This is a genomic window from Streptomyces hokutonensis, from assembly GCF_042751305.1.
Lineage (GTDB): Bacteria > Actinomycetota > Actinomycetes > Streptomycetales > Streptomycetaceae > Streptomyces > Streptomyces hokutonensis_A.
Genome location: NZ_JBHYWD010000015.1, coordinates 145,058 through 168,543 on the forward strand (window position 1 = coordinate 145,058; position 23,486 = coordinate 168,543).

Consider the following 23,486-nt stretch of genomic DNA (forward strand, 5'->3'; position numbering starts at 1 on the left):
GCCCCTGTTCCGACATTTTCGTAACCCAACGGACACCACGTGACCTAGTCCGAACCAACTCCCCCTATTTACCCTGGTGTTGATAGACAGGTTCCGGTGTGCCGGGCGACCGCTCAGGGGGAGATGCGGTGGGTAGAGGGCTGCACGGCCGCGGGGCGCTGTTCGAGGCACAGCCGCCCGGTCTCGCCTCGCGCCTGACCGGGCTGCGCCCCTACCAGCTGCTCACCTCGCCGTACGAACACCCGGAACCGCCCTTCGTGGTGCTCGCGGGCGCGCGCGGGCTCGGCAAGAGCACGGTGCTGGCCGAGTTGCGGACCGCGTACCGCGAGCACACGCCGGTCGCGCTGATCGACTGCGAGGCCGACCGGCTGACCAGGCTGCCGGACGGGCGGCCCGCCGCGACCTGGTCGCCGGTGTGGCAGGCGCTGACCACGATCGCGGAGCAACTGCGGGAGCCGGTGGTGCACGGCGCCGGCGCCATCGACTTCCCGCGCCTGGAGGCCGGGCTGCTCGCGGTGTGCGCCACCGGCTGGGACGCCCGGGACGAGGACAGTGCCCGTGAGGAGGCCCGCCGGATCCTGCTGCTGAGCGATCCGGCCCGGCGCTGGTCCGTGATCGCGCAGGGCTGGGCGACCAAGGTGGCCTCCCGGCTGATCGCCAACGTGTCGGGTACCGGTCCGGTCGGCCAGGCCTTCATCGAGGCGACCCTCGACACCCTCTTCGACCTGGTGTGGACGCCGAACGGGCTGCTGAAGGCGGGCGCCGACTGGTATCGCGACTATCCGGGCGCGAGCGGCGACCCCAAGCGCGGGCTGATCGAGATCGCTCGCGACTTCCGCGCCGACGGCACCTCCCGCACGGACGCGGAACGCTGGCTGCTGCGCGCGCTGCTGGCCGACCTGGGCGACACCTACCGGCGGCGGTGGGAGCGGATGCGCCGGGTCGGGCGGCCGGTCGTCCTGATCGACAACGTGCAGTCGGGGCCGGGTCCCGGGCTGATGAAGGCCGTACTGAAGGAACGTTCGGACGGTGTCGGCGACCAGGTGGCCTTCTTCGCCGCGCTGCGCGGTGACCGGCATCCCGATCTGCCGGACGCGGTGCGTCATCCGCTGCCGGAGGTGGGGCGGGCGAGCGGCTGGGTGCCGGGGGCTTCGCCGTCCTCGCGGGCCCTGCTGGTGACGCTGCCGCCGCTGACTCCGGAGGAGACGCGGCGGGTGATCGCGGACGTGTGCGCGGCCGAGCCGATCCGGGTCGAGGTGCCACCCCAACTGCCGTACGCCATCCACCGGTTGACGGCGGGCAGTCCGCTGGGTGCGGCGCTGCTCGGGGAGGCGGTACGGCAGACCCGGCCGGCGGGGGCCGTGAGTCCGGGGGAGCTGCTGACCGCCGGGCTGAAGCCGGAGGGTGACGTGGCGAGTGATCCGCGGCCCGTGTACCGGGAGTTGCTGGACCGGCTGGTGGCTCCCGGGGTCGCGGAGGAGCTGGCGGTGCTGGCCACCGCGCACGACGGGGAGTCGGCGCGGGCGCTGGCCCAGGGGCGGCGGCTGCGGGACAGTTTCGGCGCGTCGGGGGTCAACCGGCTGCGCACGCAGCTCACTTCGGAGGGGCTGCCGCCGGCTGCGGGCTATTTCGTGGGCGATCCGTTTCTCCGCACGCTGCTCCTGCTGCGGCTGCATCTGGACGACGCGGACCACGGGCGGTGGCGGGCCGTGCACCGTTCGCTGCTCTCGCACTACGAGGGGCTGCCCGGCAGCCCGGACGCCCCGGCCCGCGCCCGCTACCGGCTGCACCACGAACTCGCGCTCGGCGACACGGCGGACGCGGTGGAGTACCTGCGGGACAACTTCCGTCTCATCCCGCCGCGGGCCTGGCTGGAGACGCTGCTCTTCGTGACCGCCGCGCCCTACTACCACGCGCACGATCCGCACGGCCGGGACATCGGCGCGGCCGGCGACCACCGCAAGGCCGTCGCGCTCGCCCGTACGGACGCGGCGGAGCGGCCGCCGGAGGGCGTGGACCCGGTCCTGCATCTGACGGTACGGCGGCTGCTGCACGCGGTGTGGCAGGTGACGGATCCGCTGGTGCTGCCGGACGGGGAGGTCGCGGACCGGATGCACTTCGATCTGGAGCAGCTGTCGACCGTCTGGCCGGCGGGCAGCGAGCTGCTGTACCGGGCCGCGCAGCGGTGGCCGGAGGACGCGTTGGCGGGGCGTGCGCTGCGGGTGCCCGCGGGGGCGGACGGCGACGACGGAAGCGGGGGGCTGCGGTGAGGCGACGGCTGCGCGAGCTGTTCGAGGAGATCCGGACCATCCCGGTCTACCGGTACACGGCCCTGGTGGTGGCTGCCGTCCTGGTCGCCGGCCTGGTCGTGCTGGTCCGTACGGCGCTGCGCGAGGACCGGTCCTGCGCGGCCGGGGTGGCCCGTCCCGAGGGCAGCGACGAGTGCGTGGGGGTGTCGACGTCTGCGTTCGACTTCGGCCGGCGGCGGCTCGCCGACACGGTCAGGGCGGTGGCGCGTGAGAACAGCAGGCTGAAGGCGGGGACGTATGTCTCGGTCGCGCTCTTCGAGCCGTTCACCGCGACCGACACCGACACGATGAACGACGTACTGCACGAGTTGCAGGGCGCCTATCTCGCGCAGTACGCGGCCAATCACGACAACAACGGCGAGACGCCGTTCATCCGGCTGGTGCTCGCCAACCCCGGTGCCACGGGCGCCCATTGGGAGCAGGCGGTCGACCGGATCGTGGCGATGACGAAGTCGTCGGACCGGCTGCGGGCGGTCACCGGGATAGGGATGAGCACCGACAACAACAAGAAGGCCGTGGCGGAGCTGACCCGGCGCGGCATCCCGGTGGTCGGCTCCTCCATCACCGCCGACGACCTCGCCAACGGGCAGCGGGGCAAGGACCCTTACCCCGGTCTCGCCCGGGTCTCCCCCACCAACACCGACGAGGCCCGCGCACTGGCCTCCTTCGCCAAGGTGACGGCGGACCGCGCGCTGCTGGTCTACGACAAGCCGGGCGACCCGTACACGAAGACACTGCAGCAGGCCTTCACCACGCTGCTGAAGGGATCGCCGTACGGCTCCTGGCCGTTCACCCCGCCCGCGGACCGCAGCCAGGAGGGCAGCACGCCCAACACCTTCCGGCAGATCACCGACCTCGTCTGCGACACGGACGCGAAGCTGGACACGGTGTTCTTCGCCGGGCGCCACACCCAACTGCGCCAGTTCATCAACGCGTTGGGCCGCCGCGGCTGCCAGTCACGGAAGTTCACGGTGCTCACCGGCGACGAGGGCTCGTACCTGACCGGCGACAGCCAGCTCGACGCCAGTGCCCTCCAGCACGGGGTCTCGGTCCGCTACACCGCGCTCGCCCACCCCGACGCCTGGCTCAAGAACGCCCCGGCGACCGGGGGTTCGGCCCAGGGCTCGGCGGAACTCGACAAACTGCTCGCCGCCGCCAAGGCCGCACCGGTCGGCCCGATCGGCACGGTCGCCCTCGCCGACGGGCAGTCGATCATCGCCTACGACGCGATGCAACTCGCCGTCCACGGCGTCCGCGAGGCCACCCCGAACCAGCAGAAAATCCCGCCCCTGTCCGACGTCGGCCTCCAATGGCCGCAGGTCAAGGGCTCGTTGCGGGTGAGCGGGGCGAGCGGCTGGATCTGCCTGGACGTCCACGGCAACCCGTACGACAAAGCCGTACCGATCGTCGAACTCACCCCGAAGGGCACCGCCCGCTTCGTGAAACTCGCCTGGCCGGAGGGCAGGCCCCCGTCGAAGGAGTGCCTGCCGCCGGCCTAGGCGCCGTGAGGGACGTCAGACGCCGGCGTAGGAGTGCTTGCCGCCGACGAAGATGTTGACGCCGTAGTAGTTGAACAGCCAGCAGCCGAAGGCGATCAGGGCCAGGTAGGCGGCCTTGCGGCCCTTCCAGCCGGCCGTGGCGCGGGCGTGCAGGTAGCAGGCGTAGGCGACCCAGGTGATGAACGCCCAGGTCTCCTTCGGGTCCCAGCCCCAGTAGCGGCCCCACGCGGACTCGGCCCAGATGGCGCCCGCGATGATCGTGAACGTCCAGAGGGGGAAGACGGCCGCGTTGACGCGGTAGGAGAACTTGTCGAGGTTCGCGGAGGCGGGCAGCCGCTCCATCACGGAGGTGGCGAAGGTGCCGGGAGTGCCGCCGTTGGCGAGCTTGTTCTCGTAACTGTCCTTGAAGAGGTAGAGCAGCGTGCCCACCGCGCCCACGTAGAAGACCGCGCCGCAGATGATCGCCGTCGAGACGTGGATGTACAGCCAGTACGAGTGGAGGGCGGGAACCAACTGGTCGCTGGCGGTGTACAAGACAGTGACGGCGATACCGAGATCGAGGAGGACCGTGGTGACCAGGAACAGGCCGAGCCAGCGCACGTTCTTCCTGAGCAGCAGCAGCGTGAGGTACACGCCGACGGCGACCGTGGAGAAGGTGATGTTGAACTCGTACATGTTGCCCCAGGGCGCCCGCTCCACCGAGGCCGCGCGGGCGAGGACACCGCTCAGCTCGACGAGGAACGCGAGCACCGTCAGGGACACGGCGATACGGCCGTAGAGGTCGCCCTGTTCGTCGCCGCCGTGCGCGCCGGGACCGTCCGGCACGTCGCGCGAGCCGGACGCGGCCCGGACGACGACCTTCGGCCGCTCCAGGACGGCGGTGCCGCCCGCGGTCTGCACGGTGACGGCGGGCGCGGCCGCCTTCTTCGCGGCGGCACCGGTCAGCGCGGCGGCCGTACGGCCGATCTTGCTGCGGCTGCCGAAGGTCCACTCGGCGATGTACGCCAGGAAGGCCAGGGTGTAGACGGCCATCGAGGAGTAGATCAGCGTGTTGCTGACGTTGGCGAGGTGTTCGTTGGTGGCGGCGGCGAGATTCACTGCTGCTCAGCCCCTTCGGGGGGTACGGAGGGTTCGTCGTCGGTCTTCGTCGGGGCCCGGTCGTGCACGAGTGCCGCCAGGTCGCCGAGTTCCTCGGGGAGTTTCGCGGACTCGCTGCGGCCGAGCCCGGCCATCTCGACGACGGTGGTCCCGTCGTCGCCGGTGGTGGCACGCACCCAGACGCGGCGGCGCTGGATGAACAGGGAGCCGGCCAGACCGAAGATGGCGGTGAGCGCGCCGGCCAGCGCCCAGTCGGTGCCGGGCTGCTGGACGACCTGGAAGCCCGCCCATTCCTTGATCTGCTTGTCGAAGGTGATCGACCCGGCGCCGTTCGGCAGGGTCATCGTCTCGCCGGGCAGCAGCTGTTGCTTGAGGATGTTGCCCTTGGAGTCCTTGAACTGCTTCAGGTTCTTGGTCTCCAGCTGGTACACGTTCTGCGGGATGCCCGAGTTGACGCCCAGGTCGCCGTGGTAGCCGGTGACGTTGAGCACCGGGTAGTCCAGGCCCGGGTACTGGGAGAACATCGTGCCGCTGCTCTTGGCGTACGTCGGCACGAACACGGCGGCGAAGCCGAGCTGTTCGGTGACGCCCTGGGCGTTCTTGTAGCCGTCGAGGACCTTGATCGCGCCCTGCGAGGTGACGTTGGAGTCGATCGGCAGCATCGGCACGGCCTGGTGGAAGACCACCTTGCCCTTGCCGTCCCGGACGGTGACGACGGGGGCGTAGCCGTGGCTGACGAGGTAAACCTTCGAGTCGCCGATCTCCAGCGGCTCGTTGACCTTGATGGTGTGCTTCTTGGCCTTGCCGTAGGCGCCGAGGCTGTAGGTGATGTCGGCCTGGAAGGTGCGCGGGGTGCCCCGGTTGGGGCCGGTGCGCTCGTAGGTGCCGACGAAGTTCTTCAGGTTGAAGCTGAAGGGGACGAGGTCGTCGTCGCTGAAGAGGTTGCCGGACTTGAAGTCGTCGTACTGGGTGAGGGTGTTGGAGAAGCCGTCGCCCTCGACGATCAGTTTGTCGCCCTCGGACTTGAAGAGCTGGCCCCAGGCGAAGGCGATCAGCATCACGATCAGCGCGAGGTGGAAGAGCAGGTTGCCGGTCTCCCGCAGATAGCCCTTCTCGGCGGCTACGGCGTCTCCGGCGACGTGGGCCCGGAAGCGCCGCTTCTTGAGCACCTGGAGGGCGACTTCCCGGACCTCGTCCGGCTCGGCGGCGGTGCGCCAGGTGGCGTACGCGGGAAGGCGGTTGAGGCGCTTGGGCGCACCCGGCGGCCGACCGCGGAGCTGGCCGACGAACTGCCAGGTGCGCGGGATGATGCAGCCGATGAGGGAGACGAAGAGGAGGACGTAGATCGCGCCGAACCAGGCGGAGCCGTAGACGTGGAAGAGGCCGAGCTTCTGGTAGATCGGGCCGAGCGTCTTGTGCGCGGCCTGGAACTCGGACACCTTCAGCGCGTCGGTGCCGGACTGCGGGATCAGCGAGCCGGGGACCGCACCGAGCGACAGCAGGAACAGCAGCATCAGCGCGACCCGCATCGAGGTCAGCTGCCGCCAGAACCAGCGCGCCCAGCCGAGCACCTCACGGCCGGTCCAGGCGAGCCAGCCGGTGACACCGGGGGCGCGGTTGCCGCCGAAGGAGCCGGGCATGGCGGTCTCGACGGGGGCGGTGGAGAGCTGGGAGCCGGCCGCGCCGAGGTCCTGTTCCTCGGCGGCGGACGTGTCGGTGGTCGTCTTGCTCATCGATCAGATCCCTACAGTGAAGCCGTCGGACCAGCTCTGCATGTCCTGCACCAGCGCGTCCCAGGCGCCGGTGAGCAGCAGCACGCCGGTCACGATCATCATGGTGCCGCCGACGCGCATCACCCAGACGTAGTGCCGCTTGACCCAGCCGAAGGCACCGAGGGCCTTGCGGAACGCGACCGCGGTGAGGACGAAGGGGACACCCAGGCCGAGACAGTACGCGACGGTCAGTATGGCGCCGCGACCGGCACTCGACTGGTCCATCGAGAGGGCCTGCACCGACGCCAGGGTCGGACCGATGCACGGGGTCCAGCCGATCCCGAAGAGCGCGCCGAGCAGCGGAGCTCCTATGAGCCCGGTGGCCGGCCGCTTGTGGAACCGGAACTCGCGCTGGGTGAGCCAGGGCATCATCCCCATGAAGAACACACCCATGAGGATCATGAGCACGCCGAGGATCTTGCTGAGGACGTCCTTGTTCTCCTGGAGCGTCTGCCCGAAGAAGCCGAACAGGGCGCCGCCGGACACGAACACGACGGTGAAGCCGAGGACGAAGAGAGAGGCGCCCGCGACCATCCGCCCGCGCCGGGCGTCACCGAGGTCGGTGCCGGTGACTCCCGTGACGTAGGAGAGGTAGCCGGGGACGAGCGGCAGGACGCACGGCGAGAAGAAGGAGACGAGTCCGCCGAGGACGGCGATCGGCAGCGCGAGCAGCAAGGCCCCGTGGCTGACCGTGGTGTTGGGCTCGGTAACGGCGGCGAGCAGCACGTCGGCTCACTTCTCCGCGATGACCGGGTCGAGCATCTCGCGCAGCTTCTCCTCGCTGAGTGCCTGGAGTGCGCGCGCCGCGATCTTCCCGTCCCGGTCGATGACGATCGTGGAGGGGATGGCCTGCGGGTTGAGCGTGCCCTTCTTGAACCGGAGCATCAGCTTGCCCGTCGGGTCGTACAGGCTGGGGTACGGGACGGCGTACTTCTTCTCGAAGGCCACGGCCGGTTCGGTGCTGGTGTCGCGGGTGTTGAGGCCGACGAACTGGACGCCCTTGCCCGCGGTGGCCTTGGCGACCTGGACGAGGTTGTCCGCCTCGGCGCGGCACGGGGAGCACCAGGAACCCCACACGTTGACGACGACGACCTTGCCCTTGTAGTCGGCGGTGTCGATCGTCCTGCCGTCGATGGTCTTGCCGGACAGGTCGGGGGCGGCCTGGCGGTCGCCCTTCTTGACGGTCGCGATGCCGTCGGAGCCGGTGATGAAGTTGGTGTTGCCGGAGCCTCCGGAGGTTCCTCCGGAGCTGCACGCGGAAAGCACCAACGCGGCGACGGCAACGCCGGCGGTCGACAGGACGGCGCGGCTACGGGCGCGACTGGCGGCACTCATGTGAAAAGTTTCGCATGCCCGTTCTGAGGATCTTGCGCGCCCCCCTCAAGGGCGCCCGGCGGGCGGAAACCCGCATTTCAGGCGGCGTCTCCGGTGGCCGTGGAAGAGGCGGTGGGGCTCGCGGCCAGGTACGACTTCCAGCCGCCGGCCGGCGCCTGGCCGACGTCGAGGCCGCGCAGCTTGGCGAGCACCTCGGGCTTCTGCACGTCGATCCAGTCGGTGAACTGCTTGAAGGAGACCATGCGGACGTCGGCGCCCTTCTCCTTCTCCGCCGCGATGTGCTTGAAGGCCTGCTCGACGGCGTCCATGTAGATGCCGCCGTTCCAGTGCTCGAAGTGGTTGCCGATGAAGAAGGGCGCGCGGTTGGTCTCGTACGCCCGCTGGAAGCCGGAGATGTAGGCCTGCGCGGCCTGGGTACGCCAGCCCGGGTAGTTGTAGGCGGGCGCGTTGGTGGAGTTGACCGACTGGTTGGCCAGCATGTTGTAGTCCATCGAGAGGACCTCGAAGCTGTGCCCGGGGAAGGGGACGGCCTGGAGGGGGAAGTCCCACACGCCGTTCTTCTTGTCGGGCCAGACCTGCCGGCCGCCGGGCGAGGAGGCGTCGTAGCGCCAGCCGAGCGAACGGGCGGTGGGCAGCAGCTGGTTCTGGCCCAGGAGACAGGGCGTACGGCCGCCGACGAGTTCCTTGTCGTAGTCGAAGGGCAGGGCCGGCAGGTCGTGCCAGCCGGTGTTGGTGCGCCACTCCTTGACGAAGGACTTGGCCTGGTCGATCTCGCTGCGCCACTGCTGGGGCGTCCAGTTGGCGACGGTGCCGTAGCCGGAGCAGAAGTGGCCGTTGAAGTGGGTGCCTATCTCGTGGCCCTCGAGCCACGCGCGGCGGACGTTGGTGAGGGTCGCCTTGACGTGTTCGTCGGTGAGGTAGCCGATGTCGGAGGCGCCGCGCGGGTTGTTCGGCGGGTTGTACAGGCGCTTCTTCGACTCGGGCAGCAGATAGATGCCGGAGAGGAAGAAGGTCATGCTCGCGCCGTGCTGCTTGGCGAGGTCGAGGAAGCGGGGGAAGAGTCCGTTGCCGACCTCGCCCGCGCCGTCCCAGGAGAAGATCACGAACTGCGGCGGGGTCTGCCCGGCCTCCAGCGGCACGGGCTTCGTGGGCTGCTTGGGCTGGGTGCCGGTGAAGGAGGTGGAGCCGTCACCGATGGGCTTGGCCCGGGGTTCCATGGACTTGGTGGGACCGCCGGAGTGGCCCTTGCCCGAACCGGTGGAAGGGCTCGACCCCTTCGACCCGTCCGAACCGAGCGTGCCGCACCCCGCGAGTCCTACGGCTGCCGCGGCGCCGGCACCGACTCCGAGCGCTCCTCGTCGAGTGAGACTCCGCATTGCTTCCCCATCCGTCGCGTCCTCTGTGGTCTACCTGTGAGAGGACGCGACGGACGGGAAAGTTCGCCGGGAACCATCTGGGTTCCGAAACAAATGTCACAGGACTGTCCGTGACTCTTACCTTGACGAGCGGTCAGGCGTTGTCGGTCGGGCGTTGTAGGTCAGGCGCCGAACGCCTTGTCCTTCCCCTTCACCGGCTTCGCGCCCGCGAGGAGATGCGCCGGGACGAGATCACGGGCCGGCTCGGTGTAGCCGACGGACACGATCTTGTCGCCGCGGTAGGTGAAGCTCGTCAGGGACGCGAGCGTGCACTGCCGCTTGCGCGGGTCGTGCCACAGCCGCCGCCGCTCGACGTAGGACCGCACGATCCAGATCGGCAGCTGATGGCTGACCAGCACGGCTTCATGTCCACGGGCGGCATCCTTCGCGGCGTCGAGCGCCGCGACCATCCGCACGACCTGGTCGACGTACGGCTCGCCCCAGGACGGCCGGAACGGGTTGACCAGGTACTTCCAGTTCCCCGGCTTCTTCAGCGCGCCGTCGCCGACGCCGAAGGTCTTGCCCTGGAAGACGTTGTCGGCCTCGATGAGCCGCCCGTCGGTCGCGAGGTCGAGCCCGTGCGCCTTGGCGATCGGCGTGGCGGTCTCCTGCGCGCGCTCCAGCGGGGAGGCGACGACATGCGTGACATCGCGGGAGGAGAGGTGCTCGGCGACCCGGTCGGCCATCTGCCGCCCGAGTTCGGAGAGGTGGTAGCCGGGCAGCCGCCCGTACAACACCCCTTCGGGGTTGGCGACTTCGCCGTGCCGCATCACATGGACGACGGTGATGTCGCTGGTGTCCTTGGTGGGGTTGTCGCTCATGCTGCCGTGGCCTCCGCCGCCGCTCGGGCCGCTGCCGGGAGGGCGTCGGCGATCCGCTGGATGGCCCGTTCGTCGTGGGCCGTGGAAACGAACCAGGACTCGAAGGACGAGGGGGGCAGATAGACACCCTGCGCCAGCATCGAGTGGAAGAAGGCGGTGAAGCGGTACGACTCCTGCGCCTTGGCGTCCTCGTAGTTGCGCACGCTCCGGTCGGTGAAGAACACGGAGAACATGTTGGAGGCGTTCTGCAGCCGGTGCGCGACACCCTCCTTGGAGAGCGCCTCGGTGACCAGCGCCTGGATCTGCGCCGATACGGCGTCCACGGTCTCGTAGGCCGCGTCGTCGAGGAGCCGCAGCTGCGCGAGACCGGCGGCGGTGGCGACGGGGTTACCGGAGAGGGTGCCGGCCTGGTAGACGGGCCCGGCGGGAGCGAGGTGCCCCATGATGTCGGCACGCCCGCCGAACGCGGCGGCGGGGAAACCGCCGCCCATCACCTTCCCGAAGGTCATGAGATCGGGGACGACCCCGTCGATCCCGAACCACCCGGCCCGGCTGGTCCGGAACCCGGTCATGACCTCGTCGGAGATGAAGAGGGCACCGTTCTTCGAGCAGGCGTCCTTGAGCCCCTGGTTGAACCCGGGAGCGGGCGGCACGACGCCCATGTTCCCCGGCGAAGCCTCGGTGATAACGCACGCGATCTCACCGGGATGCCGGTGGAAGGCCTCGTTCACGGCTTCGAGATCGTTGTACGGCAGCACGATCGTGTCGCCGGCCTGGGCACCGGTGACGCCGGGGGTGTCGGGCAGCGCGAAGGTGGCGACACCGGAACCGGCGGCGGCGAGAAGCGCGTCGACGTGACCGTGATAACACCCGGCGAACTTGATGACCTTGGGCCGCCCGGTGAACCCGCGGGCGAGCCGGATCGCGGACATGGTCGCCTCGGTCCCGCTGCTGACGAGCCGCACCTGCTGCACGGGCTCCACCCGGGCGACGATCTCCTCGGCGAGCGCGACCTCGCCCTCACCGGGGGTCCCGAAGGAGGTCCCGCGCGATACGGCGTCCTGCACGGCGGCGATCACGTCGGGCTGGGAGTGCCCGAGGATCATGGGCCCCCAGGAGCACACGAGGTCGACGTACTCGCGGCCGTCCGCGTCCGTCAGATAGGGACCGTTGCCGGACACCATGAACCGGGGCGTGCCGCCGACCGCGCGGAAGGCGCGCACCGGGGAGTTCACGCCGCCCGGTGTGACGACCGACGCACGGTCGAAAAGAGCCTGCGAGACGGGTGCTTCGTAGGGATAGGGCAGTGTGCTGGGCAGTACACCTGCCGGTTCGCTGGGCGTTTCGCTGGGCGTTTGGCTCATGACCTGCGACTTCTCCGACTTCTCGGACTCCGGGACCTCAGTTACCTCCTCAGGGTAGGCGGCGGGAGCGCGGGCACGGGCCCCCACCCATCTGCGAGACTGGGAGGTGATACACACAGATACACACAGCTCATGCGGGCGCCGGTGTACAGGGCTTGCGCAGATCCTGCGGACAGGTGTTTCAGCGCACGTTTCGGCGGGCGGCCGTGGGGGAGGTCACTGACACGATGATCGGGTTGCGCGGCTGGGGCCACGCGTCCTAGAAAAGCAGTCGGGTGGAGATATGCATCGCGGTGGCGGACTGGGCGAGGGGACTGACGATCTGGGTCCTCGGCGTGCCCGGCGGGGGAAGCACCGACGCGACGCGGAGGAGGCCGCCGAGGCGGCACGGCAGAGTGGTCCCGGGTCCGGTGGATCCGCTGGATCCGGTGTGAGTTCGGATGAGTCGGATCGCGACGAGCGACGTATCGAACGTCGGATCGATCAGTTGCGGGCGGGGAGCAGGAATGGTGGTCGGGTGGGGGTGACGTACAAATACTTCGGCGCGCCCGACGGCGCGACCGCGGCCCGCGTCCCGATCTCGATGCGCCCCGAGGAACTCGGCGGCGACGAGCTCGGGATGAACGGCATGTTCACCAAGATCAAGCCGGAGACGATGGCCGCGATGGTCCTCACCGGCATCGAGGGCGTCCCCCTCAACAAGGTGCCCCCACTGGAACTGGTCGTCCTCCACCCCGACTACGCCGTAGTCAAACTCCCGATGACGGTCGTCGACCCCCTCCGCGGAATCGGCGAGGAGGCGGTGGGCGCGGCGGCGTTCATCTGGTCGACGGTGCCGGACCGGGGCGGGCCTCGGGACGCGTTCAATGTGTACCAACTCCTGCACGAATGGCAGGACTTCAGCCATCGGCTGCATGAGGCGGGGCATCAGCCTTATTGCCTTGTCTGGCCTTGAGCGGGCTGAGGGTTCATGGGTGAGGGTTGGGCGGGGTTCTCGGACCCCGCCTTTTCATGTCTCGGGGCGTACGAGCCGGTCGGAACGCCGAAGCCGAGAACGGCCGCCTCACCACCGCGCCAGCGCCCAGGAGCATTGCGACCCCATCAACAACACCACCCCGCGCATCCGCGAACTCAACCTCTACCGCGAGTACTTCGACCTCGTGGCCGCAGGCAGCAAGACCGTTGAGATACGGGTCAAGTACCCGCAGCTCGCCGACCTCACGGCCGGTGACGTCATCCGGTTCCGCGTCAAGGGCACGGACGGGACCTGCGAGGTCGAGGTCGTGCGTGTGACCGAGTACGCCGGCTTCGGGTGAATGAAGCCCTCGGCGCTCTGGCCATCGAAATCCGGCTTCTGGCCTGACGCCCGGTCGTCGCCGCGAGCGGTCCGAGCCGCGGCTCGATACAGGCGTGACGTGTCGTGATGTTCGCATTCATTCGCGGGCAGCCCTACAGATCCGCCCACACATGCCCAGGCACATACGGCGAGACACCGCTGACGAGCCAGTACTGCAGATCCCTCAGCCTCTCCAACGCCGCCTCGTAGTACGCCGGAGGCCCGGGGCGGGGAAATCGCGGATGGGCCGTGTGATCGGGCAGCCAGTCCACGCAGATCCAGAACCCCTCCACGACCCACCGCGGCAGATCCTGCTGATCGCGTTGCTCGAACGTCTCGCACACCTGCCGCATGGCCCGCTCCAGCCGGGAGAAGGCGTGCTCGTCCCAGCGTTGATCACGCATCACGATCGTGAGAAACGCGTCGTCGTCCTCCGAGAACTCACGCCGTAGCAGAGCGAGATCGTCCATCTCTTCATCATGGCGGTCCCCGCTGACGATCACTTACTCGGCGTTCATGGGGGCGGGACATGAGCCTCCGACGCCTGTCAGAAGTAGTCGTCCGGTTCAAGGGCGTTGAGCGCGATCCACCGCTGCGGTGGCGCAGGGGTCGTCACGCCGGCGCTCTGCGACGCGGCGCGGAAATAGCCCTGTGCGTCGAGAGCCACCCGCGGATCGTCGTCGACGCGGCGCGCCATCTCGTAGTAGGCGGCCAGCGCATGGACGCATCGGGGAGTGGCGGCCGGGCAGGTGCAGTCGATGGCGGCGATGTGCGGTGCGGGCCGGCGGCCCTCGTCGGTCAGGGTGCGGTACAGGTCGTCGGTGAGGGCGGGGCGGGTGCCGGAGAGGCGGCGGGTGATGGCGGCCGTCGTCTCGGGGGGCATCGGCGTGAGTTCGATGCTCGCCGTGAAGGCGTTGCGACCGTGGAGGACGAGGGCCCGTACCGTCCGGTCGTCGATCGTGATCTCGACCTTGCCGGCGCGGGCGAGGCCGCGCGCACGCGGGAGTTGCGGGTCGGGGCGGGTCTGGCGCAGTGGTTCGGCGAGGCGGACCCAGTCCTTGCCCCACGCGGTGTAGCCGAAGTCGCTGTCGGGCATGGTCAGTTGTCCCGCTTCCGGCGCAGGATCTCGATGAGGCTGTTGTCGTCCAGGAGTGCCAGTTGCGCGACACCGGACATGTCGGCGGTGTCGGTTACGCCGGTGAGCGTGGATTTGCGTGTGTGCATGGCCGCGATGTGCTCCTCGACCGTCGTCCCGGTGGTCAGGGTCGTGATGGTGACCGTGCGGGTCTGCCCGATCCGGTGGACGCGGTCGGAGGCCTGTGCCTCCACGGCCGGGTTCCACCAGCGGTCGAAGTGGATGACGTCGGCCGCGCGGGTGAGTGTGAGCCCGGTGCCGCCGGCTTTCAGGCTGAGGACCATCACCTGCGGGCCGTCGGGGGACTGGAAGCGGCGGACGAGAGCGGAGCGCTGGTCCTGTCGCAAGCCGCCGTGGAAGAACGGCACTTCGATCCCGAACTGTTCAGCGCAGTGCCGCACCAGCAGTTCACCGGTCCGCACGTACTGCGTGAAGATCAGGGTGGGCGAGCCGTTTTCGAGGTTGTTGGCCACGATGTCGGTGCAGAGGTCGAGCTTTCCCGACCTGCCCGCCAGTTCATCCAGCCCGTCCAGCTCGTCCAGGCCGTCGGTGAGCAACGCCGGATGGTTGCAGACCTGTTTGAGCGCGGTCAGGGCCGCCAGCACCTTGGTCCGGCGCCCCGGCCCGCTGCCGAAGCCGTCGTCGACGACCCGGTCCAGGACGCGGTCGTACGACCGCTGCTGTTCCTCGGTGAGGTCGCAGATCAGGTCGGCGTGGATCTTGGCCGGGAGCGAGCCGGCGACCTGGGCCTTCTTCCGTGCCAGGACCACCGGTTCGATCACGCCGCGCAGTCGGGCCGCGGCGGCGACGGAGCCCTCCGCGATCGGACGGACGAAGCGGCGGCGGAATTGTGTCCGGTTCCCGAACTGGTGCGGTGCGACCAGGTTGAGCAGCGCCCAGAGTTCTTCCAGGTGGTTTTCCACGGGCGTTCCGGTCAGGGCGATCCGGGTGTCGGCGGCAATGGTCCGCGCGGCTTTCGACACCTGGGTGCGGGGATTCTTCAGGACCTGTGCCTCGTCGAACACCGCGGTGATCCAGCGTTGTTCCGTCAGTGCGGGGCCGTGCAGGCGCAGTGTCGGGTAGCCGGTGAGGACGACCGTGCCGGCGGCCACCGTCTCCAGTGGGCCGCCGCGCCAGATCGCCGTGCGCAGGGCGGGGGCGAACCGTTCGATCTCGTGGGCCCAGTTCCCGACCAACGACGTGGGACAGACGACCAGTTGGGGGCCTTCCGCGGCCCGGCCGGTGAGGTAGCCGATGGCCTGGAGTGTCTTGCCGAGCCCCATCTCGTCGGCGAGCACCGCGCCGCCATACACGTCGGCGGTCTCCCGCAGCCAGCTCACCCCGCGGACCTGGTACGGCCGTAGGGCGGCGGTGAGTGCGGCGCGCAGTTCGGTGGCGACGGCGCGGGTGTGGCGGAAGACGGCCACGGCGTGCGCGGCGGACGTCACGGCGACGCCGGTGGCGTCGGGGACGGCGTGCGCCGCGATCGGGAGGGCCGCGTCGCCGCCCGCGAGCAGTTGGCGCCAGGCGTCCACCGACCGGCCGGGCGCGTCGAGGGGCGCGTCGGCGAGCCGTTCCGGCTCGATGAGCGCGCAGTCGACGTCGGTCACCTCGAACCCGTCGAGGTCCGGGGTCGGGACGACCAGGGCTACGGCCTCGACGTCATCGGCGGGCGGGGCGGCGCCCACGGCGTGGCCGGACCAGTTCCACAGAGCGAACATGTGCCGGTCGGGCAGATAAGTGGCCTGCACGAAGAAACAACCTCGGGTGCGCTCGAATAAAGAACTGACGCCTGGAAGGTAGGGAACGCAAAGCCTTCTGTCAATTCCATCTCCTCATGAACCGGCTTATCCGCAGAGGGAGTTACGGGGACCACACCACCCCTCCCCTGTCAACTAATTCAAGAGAAATAGCGACCCGTTTCATAAATCCACCGAGGACATATCGAAATGCGTTTTGTCAATTCCCGATCCGCCGGAGTCGTCTCCCGGACCACAGCGGGCGTGTCAGGATGATGATCTGACAGCCACTCACCAAGACGGAGCCTGGCCTCATGACCTCTCCCAGCGGCGGCAGCAGCGGTGCGCAGCCCTTGCAGATCGACACCAGCAAGCCCCACCCGGCGCGGATGTACGACTACTTCCTCGGGGGCAAGGACAACTACCCGGTCGACCGGGACGCCGCCGAGCAGTTCATCAAGGCCGCTCCCGAGGTGCGGGAGGGCGTCCGGGCCAACCGGCGCTTCATGCACCGGGCCGTCCGGCATGTGGTGGAGGAAGGCGGGGTGCGGCAGATCCTCGACATCGGGACCGGGCTGCCGACCGAGCCGAACGTGCATCAGATCGCGCACGCCGTCGCCCCGGACACCCGGATCGTCTACGTCGACAACGACCCGATCGTCAGCACCCACTCGATGGCCCTGATGGAGGACACCGACACCTCCGTCATCCTGGCCGACCTGCGCGATCCCCGCGCCATCCTCGACCACCCCGAGGTCCGCAAGGCGATCGACTTCGACCAGCCGGTGGCGGTACTGCTGGTGGCGGTCGTGCACTTCCTCGCCGACGACGGGGATCCGTACGGCATCGTCGCCACCCTGCGCGACGCGCTGCCGGCCGGTTCCTATCTCGTCCTCTCCCACGCGACGGGTGACGTCCACGAGGACCAGCGCGAGGAGGCGGCGTCCGTCTACAACCGGGCCACCGCCACCCTCAACCTCCGCACCCACGCCCAAGTCCTGGACTTCTTCGGCGACTTCACCCTCGTGAACCCGGGCCTGGTCCGCGTCACCCACTGGCGCCCCGAGCAGACACCGAACCCGGACGCCCCGCCGATCGGCATCTACGGCGGGGTGGCGCGCAAGGACGGTTAGTCGCCGACCGTGATCGTCCGGCCCTCCCGGGCCGGCAGTGAGAAGCCCAGCACGGTGCTCGTGTCGCGCAGGGCTTCCGGGAGGGCTCCTGCCGGGCCGGTGCCCCGGGCGCGTTCGAGGCGTTGGGGGCGGGTCATTCAGCGCGGACGGCGCGGACGCCGTCGATCAGGGCGGTACGGAGGGCGGTGTCCGGGTGGTGGCGTGTTCTGGTGAGGAGGACGCCGGGTCGCCGGCGTAGTACGCCTCGCTCGACGAGTGCGCTCGTGTGCAGCGCGAGTGCTTCCCGGCCGCGTTCCCTGAGCCAACGGGTCATCGTGAGGGGGCGCTCTGTCTCGCCGCGGAGTCGGTAGATCTCGACGCCCAGTTTCCTGGTCTTCCTCGGCCTGACCAACAGCCCTCTCCGCACGGCCGGTTCACCGAGTTCCGCCGCCGCGCAACCGGCCGCGGCCTGACGGGAGTTGGGCACCCTGCCGTTCTCGTCCTCCTCCTCGCCTACCGGCGTGACGGTGGAGCCACCTACACCCCCGACCCGGCAGCCCACCCCCTCGTGGCGGCGGCCCGCCGGCGGGATCGTAGATCTCAGAAGGCCTAAGCCAAGGCCGAGTTCAACGGCCCACCGGAAGGAACCCGACATGCCGCACGCCGCCGCCACCTCCCTCACGAAGAACACCCGTACCGCCGCCCAGCCGTCGGCAGCCGCTCCCCGGCGGACCCCTCGCTCCACGCCCCGCGTCATGCCCCTGTGGCAGGCGATGGCCCACCTGTTCGCCCCGGTCGAGAGTGCGGAGAGCGCCGTACGGCCCTGAACCCGACGTCACTCCCAGTGCACCCGGCGTTCACATCCCCCGCGAAACATGCCGCTCATGAGACGTGTCACCCCCGCCGCGGTCCTCGGCGTGGCCGCGCTGCTGGCCACCCCGTTCGCCGCGCAGGCCGCCCCCGGCGGCAACGCGCACACCGACAGCTACGGCACGAAGGCCGTGTACGCGCCGGAGCAGAACTCCCGGTCGTACCAGAAGGCCCCGGCCGGCTTCACCCCCGTCTTCACCGAGAACGTCTCCCGGCACGGCTCGCGCTCAGCGACCGACAGCTCGGACGGCGACCTGATCCTCGCGCTGTGGAACAAGGCCGAGGCGGAGGGTCAACTCACCGCGATGGGGAGGGAGTTCGGGCCGAAGACACAGGCGCTCGAAGCCGCCATGAGCACGATCGGCTACGGCAACCTCAGCGCGCGCGGCAAGGCGGAGATCCAGGCCACCGCGACCCGGATGGCGAAGCGGCTGCCGACCCTCTTCGCGTCGATCGCGAAGAACAAGGAGCCCATCGACGTCGTCAGTTCGGGTCAGGGACGCGCCGTCGACAGCGCCAACCTCTACGGCGCCGCCCTCGCCCAGAACGACCCCGACCTCACCTCCCTCATCGGCGCGACCCGTACCGACAAGGACCTCCTCTACTTCCACAAGGCCGCGGGCGGTGCCGCGTACCGCGACTACATCGCCAACAACCAGCGCCTCGCCACCACCCTGACCTCCATCACGGACCAGCCGAAGACCCACCGCGCCGCCCGTGACGTACTGAGGAAGCTGTTCACGCCCGCGTTCGTGGACCGGATCACGGCGGGCGAGTTCGCGTCGATCGGCACGGACGTCGAGGCCGCCACGGCCGTCTACAACCTCTACGCCATCGCCCCCGCGATGAGCGAGGAGAGCCCGGGCGGCAAGGGCTGGGGCATGGACCGGTACATCTCGGCGCGCGACGCCGACTGGTTCGGGTACATCTCCGACGCCGAGGACTTCTACGAGAAGGGGCCGGGCTTCGCGGACAGCGACATCACGTACAAGATGGCCGGCGTCCTGCTCGACGACTTCTTCAAGAAGGTCGAGGCCAAGCGCGACGGCACGAGCGACCTGGGCGCCGAACTCCGGTTCACGCACGCCGAGGAGATCATCCCGCTGGCGGCGCTGATGGGCCTGCCGGGGAGCACGAAGGCCGTCACGGTCGAGCAGCCGTACACCTACGCCGGCAACCCCTGGCGGGGCGCGACCGTGGCACCCCTCGGCTCGAACATCCAGTGGGACGTCTACCGCAAGGGCAACACCTACCTCGTGCGCATGCTCTACAACGAGAAGGAAACCGCGTTCAAGGCCGCCTGCCGTCCCGTCTCGAAGGGCAGCAAGTTCTACGACCTGAACGAACTGGAGCGCTGCTTCGGGCGCACGCCCTCGAACGGCTGACAGGCTGTACACAGTGCGGGCGCACACCGGACGTCCCTCCGGCAGCCCTCCCGGACCCTGTCCCGAAAAAGTGTGTCACTTTCCCCCCAAAGTGACACACTTTTTCGCAACACCCACCACCCTGAGACCGTCAGCCCCGGCCACGTGCCCCAGCCCCGGTACGCGGTTCGACCACTCCCCCGACCGTGAACCCGATCACCGCGCCGCCGCCCTCCCGTCGTAGCGCGAAGGGGGCTCCGGCGTGGGCGAGGGCCACCTCGCGGACGATGGAGAGGCCGAGGCCGGAGCCGGGGAGGGAGCGGGCGTCGGCGGCGCGGTAGAAGCGGTCGAAGATGCGGAAGAGGTCGGTTTCGGAGACTCCGGGGCCTCGGTCGAGGACCTCGACGCGGACCGTGCCGGGGCGGGCGGGGCCGGAGACCGCGATCTCGATGGGGGTCTGGCCGGCGCGGTCGAACTTGGCGGCGTTCTCGACCAGGTTGGAGATCGCGCGCTGGAGCATGCCGGGGCGGCCGTCGGTCGTCGTGTCACCGCTCGCGCGGACGGTGATGTCGCGGCCGGTGCGGCGGCGGGCCAGGACCGCGACGTCCTCGGCGATGTCGGCGAGGTCGACCTGCTGGGGCGGTTCGGTGTCGGACTGGCCGGCCGCGAGGTCCACCAACTCGTTGACGAGGTCGGTGAGTTCGCGGGCCTCCTGGGAGAGGTCCGCCACCAGTTCCTCGCGGGTGCCGGGAGGCAGTTCGTCCATGCGGCGGAGCAGGGAGATGTTCGTGCGCAACGACGTGAGGGGGGTGCGGAGTTCGTGGCCCGCGTCCTGGACCAGGCGGCGCTGGTCCTCCTCCGACTGCGCGAGCCGGCCGAGCATCCGGTCGAAGGCGCGGCCGAGCCGGCCCACCTCGTCGTAGCCGGTGACGGGGACCTGCACGCCGAGGCGGCGGGTGCGGGCCACGTCCTCGGCGGCGGCGGTGAGGATGATCAGGCGCCGGGTGATGCGCCGGGCGAGCCACCAGCCGCACAGGCCCGCCAGCACCACGACCGCCGCCATCAGCACGAACGTTCGCTGCTGCAGGGCCCGTAGGAGATCCTCGGTGTCGCTGAACTCCTGCGCCACCTGCACCGCGCCCTGCCCGCGGCCCAGCGAGACGGTCGCGATGCGGTACACGTCCTCGGCGACGGCGACGTCCTTGTGCTCGACCGTCTTCCCGGCCACCTTCTCGCCCGCGACCGCCCGGTCGTCACCGGTGACGGGGAGCGCGGGACTGCCGCTGTCGAGGACGGCGCCGGCCGGTCCGAGCACCTGCACGTCCGTACGGGCCGGCCGCACGATGTCGTGGCCGGGCGCGGAGGAGGAGAAGTCGTCGGGCGCCATCTGGTGCGTGCGCACCTCGTCCTGCAGGTCCTGGACGACCTGGTCGAACACGGACTCCTGGTCGACCCGGACCAGCCGGGCCGCGGCGCCGTAGGAGAGCACGCCGACGAGGAGGGTGACGGCCGCGGTCACCGCCGCGAAGGACAGCACGAAGGTGGTGCGGAGGGAGACCAGTCGGGGCCGCCGGACGGCCACCAGCCGCCGCAGGCGGCCCACTCAGTCCTCCCGCAGCACGTAACCCACGCCCCGCACCGTGTGGATCAGCTGCGGTGCGCCGGGCTCGTCGAGCTTGCGGCGCAGATAGCCGACGTAGACGGCGAGGTTCTTGGAGCCGGGGCCGAAGTCGTAGCCCCAGATACGGTCGTAGATGGTGGAGTGGTCGAGGACGATGCCCGCGTTTCGGACCAGCAGTTCGAGGAGTTCGAACTCGGTGCGGGTCAGCTCCAGTTCACGGGTCCCGCGCCAGACGCGGCGGGCCTGGAGGTCCATGCGCAGGCCGGCCGCCGAGATCTGCTTGTCGGAGGAGGAGGAGAACGCCGAGGGCTGGGGCTCCTCCCTGAGCGCGTCGGCGGCGGTGCCGGTGACGCCGTTCGCCGGGACCGGGCTGGTGCGGCGGAGCAGGGCGCGCAGCCTGGCGAAGACCTCCTCGACGTCGAAGGGCTTCACCACGTAGTCGTCGGCGCCCGCGTCCAGGCCCGCGATGCGGTCGGCGGTCTCCACGAGGGCCGTCAGCATGAGGATCGGGGTGCGGTCGCCCTCGGCGCGCAGTACCCGGCAGACCTGGAGGCCGTCGATGCCGGGCATCATCACGTCGAGAAGCAGCACGTCCGGTGGGGTGCGGTGGGCCTGCGCGAGCGCCTCGACACCGTCGGCGACCGCGGTCACCTGGTAGCCCTCCAGAGTCAGGGCCCGCTCCAGGGCATGACGGATGGCACGGTCGTCTTCGGCGAGCAGCACAGTCTGGGGCACGTCCCCCAGTGTGCCAAGGCCTCCGGCGGTAGGGCGGTGGGGGCAGGTCTACGATCACCCTTTTTACCTGCCTCTCACCGTGGTGGACGCAACCCGGTCCGAGCTCCTACCGTCTTCTCACGGTCGGCACCCGATGACCTGATCCGTGCCGACCGGTGCGGTTACTTCGAGGGCGCCAGCGCCGCCAGCTGCTCCGCGAACGGTACGACCGTCTGCTTCTTCTCCGGGCGGGCTGTCGACAGGCCCGCCATCAGCGCGCTCAGCTCCCCCGCCGCCCGTTCGATCCGCTCCGGCAACCCCTCCGCGCCCCAGTCCTCGGAGGCGGCGTAGACACCGGTCGGGACGACCACTGCCCGGAGGTAGGCGAAGAGCGGGCGGAGGGCGTGTTCGAGTACGAGGGAGTGGCGCGCGCTGCCGCCCGTCGCGGCGATCAGTACCGGCTTTCCGGTCAGGGCGTCCTTGTCCAGGACGTCGAAGAAGGACTTGAACAGTCCGCTGCACGACGCCGAGAACACCGGGGTGACGACGATCAGCCCGTCCGCCTCCGTCACCGCGTCCAGCGCGGCGGCGAGGGAACGGCCGGGGAAGCCGTTGGTGAAGTTGTGCGCTATCTCGACCGCGAGGTCGCGCAGTTCCACGACCTGGATGTCGACGGGGGTCCGGCGGTCCACCGCCGCCGCCAGCCGGTCGGCCAGCAGGCGGGTGGACGAGGGCACACTCAGCCCCGCCGAGACGACTACGAGCTTCATGCGACGGTCACCTTCTCCGATGCGGCTGCGAGCAGCGACTGATGGGTCGGCGCCTCCGGCACGTCCGCCGGGCGGTTCACCGCGAACTCCTTGCGCAGGACGGGTACGACCTCCTCGCCCAGCAGGTCGAGCTGCTCCAGGACCGTCTTGAGCGGCAGGCCCGCGTGGTCGAGCAGGAACAGCTGGCGCTGGTAGTCACCGGCGTAGTCCCGGAACGCGAGGGTCTTCTCGATGACCTCCTGCGGGGAGCCGACGGTCAGCGGGGTCTGGTCGGTGAAGTCCTCCAGGGAGGGCCCGTGGCCGTAGACCGGGGCGTTGTCGAAGTACGGGCGGAACTCGTTCACCGCGTCCTGGGAGTTCTTGCGCATGAAGACCTGGCCGCCGAGGCCGACGATGGCCTGCTCGGGCGTGCCGTGGCCGTAGTGCGCGTACCGCTCCCGGTACAGCTCGACCATCCGCTTGGTGTGGTCGGCCGGCCAGAAGATGTTGTTGTGGAAGAAGCCGTCGCCGTAGAACGCGGCCTGCTCGGCGATCTCGGGGCTGCGGATCGATCCGTGCCAGACGAACGGCGGTACGCCGTCCAGCGGGCGGGGCGTGGAGGTGAAGCCCTGGAGCGGGGAGCGGAACTTGCCCTCCCAGTTCACGACGTCCTCGCGCCACAGGCGGCGCAGCAGGGCGTAGTTCTCGATGGCGAGGTTGATGCCCTGCCGGATGTCCTGCCCGAACCAGGGGTAGACCGGGCCGGTGTTGCCGCGGCCCATCATCAGGTCGACCCGGCCGTCGGCCAGGTGCTGGAGCATCGCGAAGTCCTCGGCGATCTTCACCGGGTCGTTGGTGGTGATGAGGGTGGTGGAGGTGGAGAGGATCAGCTTCTCGGTCTGCGCGGCGATGTAGCCGAGCATCGTCGTCGGGGACGAGGGCACGAACGGCGGGTTGTGGTGCTCGCCGGTCGCGAAGACGTCCAGCCCGACCTCCTCGGCCTTCAGCGCGATGGCGACCATGGCCTTGATGCGCTCACGCTCGGTCGGCGTCCGTCCGGTGGTCGGGTCCGGTGTGACGTCGCCGACGCTGAAGATCCCGAACTGCATGGTCGTTCACCCTCCAGGTTGTTGATTATTCAACTATACCCCCCAACGGCCACCCCGCCGCACATATTCCAGGCACCGGGACGCGGCCATCCGCCCACTGTCAGTGGCCGGTCCTACGATCCCC

The 23,486-nt window shown here is 69.7% G+C and carries 22 protein-coding genes and 1 pseudogene; 7 read left to right on the forward strand and 16 right to left on the reverse strand.

The window, feature by feature from the left end; translation table 11 throughout:
- Positions 1-128 precede the first annotated feature (128 nt).
- Positions 129-2,270, forward strand: coding sequence for a hypothetical protein (locus ACFXC1_RS33650; protein ID WP_381249979.1), 2,142 nt, complete (start codon positions 129-131; stop codon positions 2,268-2,270).
- Positions 2,267-3,808, forward strand: a complete 1,542-nt coding sequence (locus ACFXC1_RS33655) for a type 1 periplasmic-binding domain-containing protein (RefSeq protein WP_381249982.1) — start codon at positions 2,267-2,269, stop codon at positions 3,806-3,808. The genes ACFXC1_RS33650 and ACFXC1_RS33655 overlap by 4 nt, the downstream gene beginning before the upstream one ends.
- Before the next feature lie 15 nt (positions 3,809-3,823).
- Here ACFXC1_RS33655 and ccsB read toward each other — a convergent pair whose 3' ends face one another.
- The 7 genes from ccsB to hemL all read right to left on the reverse strand — a co-directional run bounded on the left by ccsB (position 3,824) and on the right by hemL (position 11,613).
- Positions 3,824-4,906 carry a c-type cytochrome biogenesis protein CcsB gene (gene ccsB, locus ACFXC1_RS33660; protein WP_381249985.1) on the reverse strand — a complete coding sequence of 361 codons (1,083 nt, stop codon included), beginning with the start codon at positions 4,904-4,906 and terminating at the stop codon, positions 3,824-3,826.
- Complete coding sequence (gene resB / locus ACFXC1_RS33665; RefSeq protein ID WP_381249986.1) at positions 4,903-6,639, reverse strand: cytochrome c biogenesis protein ResB; 1,737 nt, start codon at positions 6,637-6,639, stop codon at positions 4,903-4,905. The genes ccsB and resB overlap by 4 nt, the downstream gene beginning before the upstream one ends.
- A 3-nt stretch (positions 6,640-6,642) precedes the next feature.
- Complete coding sequence (locus ACFXC1_RS33670; protein WP_019075722.1) at positions 6,643-7,404, reverse strand: cytochrome c biogenesis CcdA family protein; 762 nt, start codon at positions 7,402-7,404, stop codon at positions 6,643-6,645.
- 6 nt (positions 7,405-7,410) lie between these two features.
- Positions 7,411-8,013, reverse strand: coding sequence for a TlpA family protein disulfide reductase (locus tag ACFXC1_RS33675; protein ID WP_381249989.1), 603 nt, complete (start codon positions 8,011-8,013; stop codon positions 7,411-7,413).
- A gap of 77 nt (positions 8,014-8,090) precedes the next feature.
- Positions 8,091-9,389 carry a polysaccharide deacetylase family protein gene (locus ACFXC1_RS33680; protein WP_381249992.1) on the reverse strand — a complete coding sequence of 433 codons (1,299 nt, stop codon included), beginning with the start codon at positions 9,387-9,389 and terminating at the stop codon, positions 8,091-8,093.
- Between the two features lie 161 nt (positions 9,390-9,550).
- Positions 9,551-10,249 carry a histidine phosphatase family protein gene (locus ACFXC1_RS33685; protein WP_381249995.1) on the reverse strand — a complete coding sequence of 233 codons (699 nt, stop codon included), beginning with the start codon at positions 10,247-10,249 and terminating at the stop codon, positions 9,551-9,553.
- On the reverse strand, positions 10,246-11,613 hold the full coding sequence (gene hemL, locus ACFXC1_RS33690) for a glutamate-1-semialdehyde 2,1-aminomutase (protein ID WP_381249998.1): 1,368 nt from the start codon (positions 11,611-11,613) through the stop codon (positions 10,246-10,248). The genes ACFXC1_RS33685 and hemL overlap by 4 nt, the downstream gene beginning before the upstream one ends.
- A gap of 283 nt (positions 11,614-11,896) precedes the next feature.
- On the opposite strand from hemL, the gene ACFXC1_RS33695 reads away from it, so the two are divergent.
- Complete coding sequence (locus ACFXC1_RS33695; protein ID WP_381250001.1) at positions 11,897-12,568, forward strand: hypothetical protein; 672 nt, start codon at positions 11,897-11,899, stop codon at positions 12,566-12,568.
- Between the two features lie 145 nt (positions 12,569-12,713).
- Positions 12,714-12,923: pseudogene (locus tag ACFXC1_RS33700) on the forward strand (ASCH domain-containing protein); the annotation flags it as partial.
- A 139-nt stretch (positions 12,924-13,062) separates the two neighbouring features.
- On the opposite strand, the gene ACFXC1_RS33705 reads toward ACFXC1_RS33700, so the two are convergent.
- The 3 genes from ACFXC1_RS33705 to ACFXC1_RS33715 all read right to left on the reverse strand — a co-directional run bounded on the left by ACFXC1_RS33705 (position 13,063) and on the right by ACFXC1_RS33715 (position 15,835).
- The gene (locus ACFXC1_RS33705; protein ID WP_381250004.1) at positions 13,063-13,419 is read right to left on the reverse strand and encodes a hypothetical protein; all 357 of its coding nucleotides are present in this window, start codon (positions 13,417-13,419) and stop codon (positions 13,063-13,065) included.
- A gap of 77 nt (positions 13,420-13,496) precedes the next feature.
- On the reverse strand, positions 13,497-14,045 hold the full coding sequence (locus tag ACFXC1_RS33710; protein WP_381250007.1) for a hypothetical protein: 549 nt from the start codon (positions 14,043-14,045) through the stop codon (positions 13,497-13,499).
- A gap of 2 nt (positions 14,046-14,047) precedes the next feature.
- Positions 14,048-15,835: a DEAD/DEAH box helicase gene (locus tag ACFXC1_RS33715; protein ID WP_381250009.1), complete on the reverse strand. Its 1,788-nt coding sequence runs from the start codon at positions 15,833-15,835 to the stop codon at positions 14,048-14,050.
- Between the two features lie 302 nt (positions 15,836-16,137).
- Here ACFXC1_RS33715 and ACFXC1_RS33720 point away from each other — a divergent pair, with 302 nt between their 5' ends.
- Positions 16,138-16,956, forward strand: a complete 819-nt coding sequence (locus tag ACFXC1_RS33720; protein WP_381250012.1) for an SAM-dependent methyltransferase — start codon at positions 16,138-16,140, stop codon at positions 16,954-16,956.
- On the opposite strand, the gene ACFXC1_RS33725 is transcribed toward ACFXC1_RS33720, so the two are convergent.
- Both ACFXC1_RS33725 and ACFXC1_RS33730 read right to left on the reverse strand, forming a co-directional pair.
- Positions 16,953-17,093 (reverse strand): hypothetical protein, encoded by a 141-nt coding sequence (locus tag ACFXC1_RS33725; protein ID WP_381250015.1) that lies wholly within the window; start codon positions 17,091-17,093, stop codon positions 16,953-16,955. The two genes, ACFXC1_RS33720 and ACFXC1_RS33725, sit on opposite strands and share 4 nt — an antisense overlap.
- Entirely contained in the window at positions 17,090-17,422 is a 333-nt protein-coding gene (locus ACFXC1_RS33730; RefSeq protein WP_381250017.1) for a hypothetical protein, read from the reverse strand. The genes ACFXC1_RS33725 and ACFXC1_RS33730 overlap by 4 nt, the downstream gene beginning before the upstream one ends.
- Before the next feature lie 166 nt (positions 17,423-17,588).
- On the opposite strand from ACFXC1_RS33730, the gene ACFXC1_RS33735 reads away from it, so the two are divergent.
- Together ACFXC1_RS33735 and ACFXC1_RS33740 are read left to right on the forward strand one after the other, a co-directional pair.
- On the forward strand, positions 17,589-17,762 hold the full coding sequence (locus tag ACFXC1_RS33735; protein WP_381250019.1) for a hypothetical protein: 174 nt from the start codon (positions 17,589-17,591) through the stop codon (positions 17,760-17,762).
- A gap of 57 nt (positions 17,763-17,819) precedes the next feature.
- Positions 17,820-19,190: a histidine-type phosphatase gene (locus tag ACFXC1_RS33740; protein ID WP_381250022.1), complete on the forward strand. Its 1,371-nt coding sequence runs from the start codon at positions 17,820-17,822 to the stop codon at positions 19,188-19,190.
- Between the two features lie 130 nt (positions 19,191-19,320).
- On the opposite strand, the gene ACFXC1_RS33745 is transcribed toward ACFXC1_RS33740, so the two are convergent.
- The 4 genes from ACFXC1_RS33745 to ACFXC1_RS33760 all read right to left on the reverse strand — a co-directional run bounded on the left by ACFXC1_RS33745 (position 19,321) and on the right by ACFXC1_RS33760 (position 23,362).
- Positions 19,321-20,772: a sensor histidine kinase gene (locus ACFXC1_RS33745; RefSeq protein ID WP_381250025.1), complete on the reverse strand. Its 1,452-nt coding sequence runs from the start codon at positions 20,770-20,772 to the stop codon at positions 19,321-19,323.
- The gene (locus tag ACFXC1_RS33750; RefSeq protein ID WP_381250028.1) at positions 20,773-21,525 is read right to left on the reverse strand and encodes a response regulator transcription factor; all 753 of its coding nucleotides are present in this window, start codon (positions 21,523-21,525) and stop codon (positions 20,773-20,775) included.
- A 161-nt stretch (positions 21,526-21,686) separates the two neighbouring features.
- Positions 21,687-22,274 carry an FMN reductase gene (locus ACFXC1_RS33755; RefSeq protein WP_381250031.1) on the reverse strand — a complete coding sequence of 196 codons (588 nt, stop codon included), beginning with the start codon at positions 22,272-22,274 and terminating at the stop codon, positions 21,687-21,689.
- Positions 22,271-23,362 (reverse strand): LLM class flavin-dependent oxidoreductase, encoded by a 1,092-nt coding sequence (locus ACFXC1_RS33760; protein WP_381250034.1) that lies wholly within the window; start codon positions 23,360-23,362, stop codon positions 22,271-22,273. The genes ACFXC1_RS33755 and ACFXC1_RS33760 overlap by 4 nt, the downstream gene beginning before the upstream one ends.
- Positions 23,363-23,486: the final 124 nt, after the last annotated feature.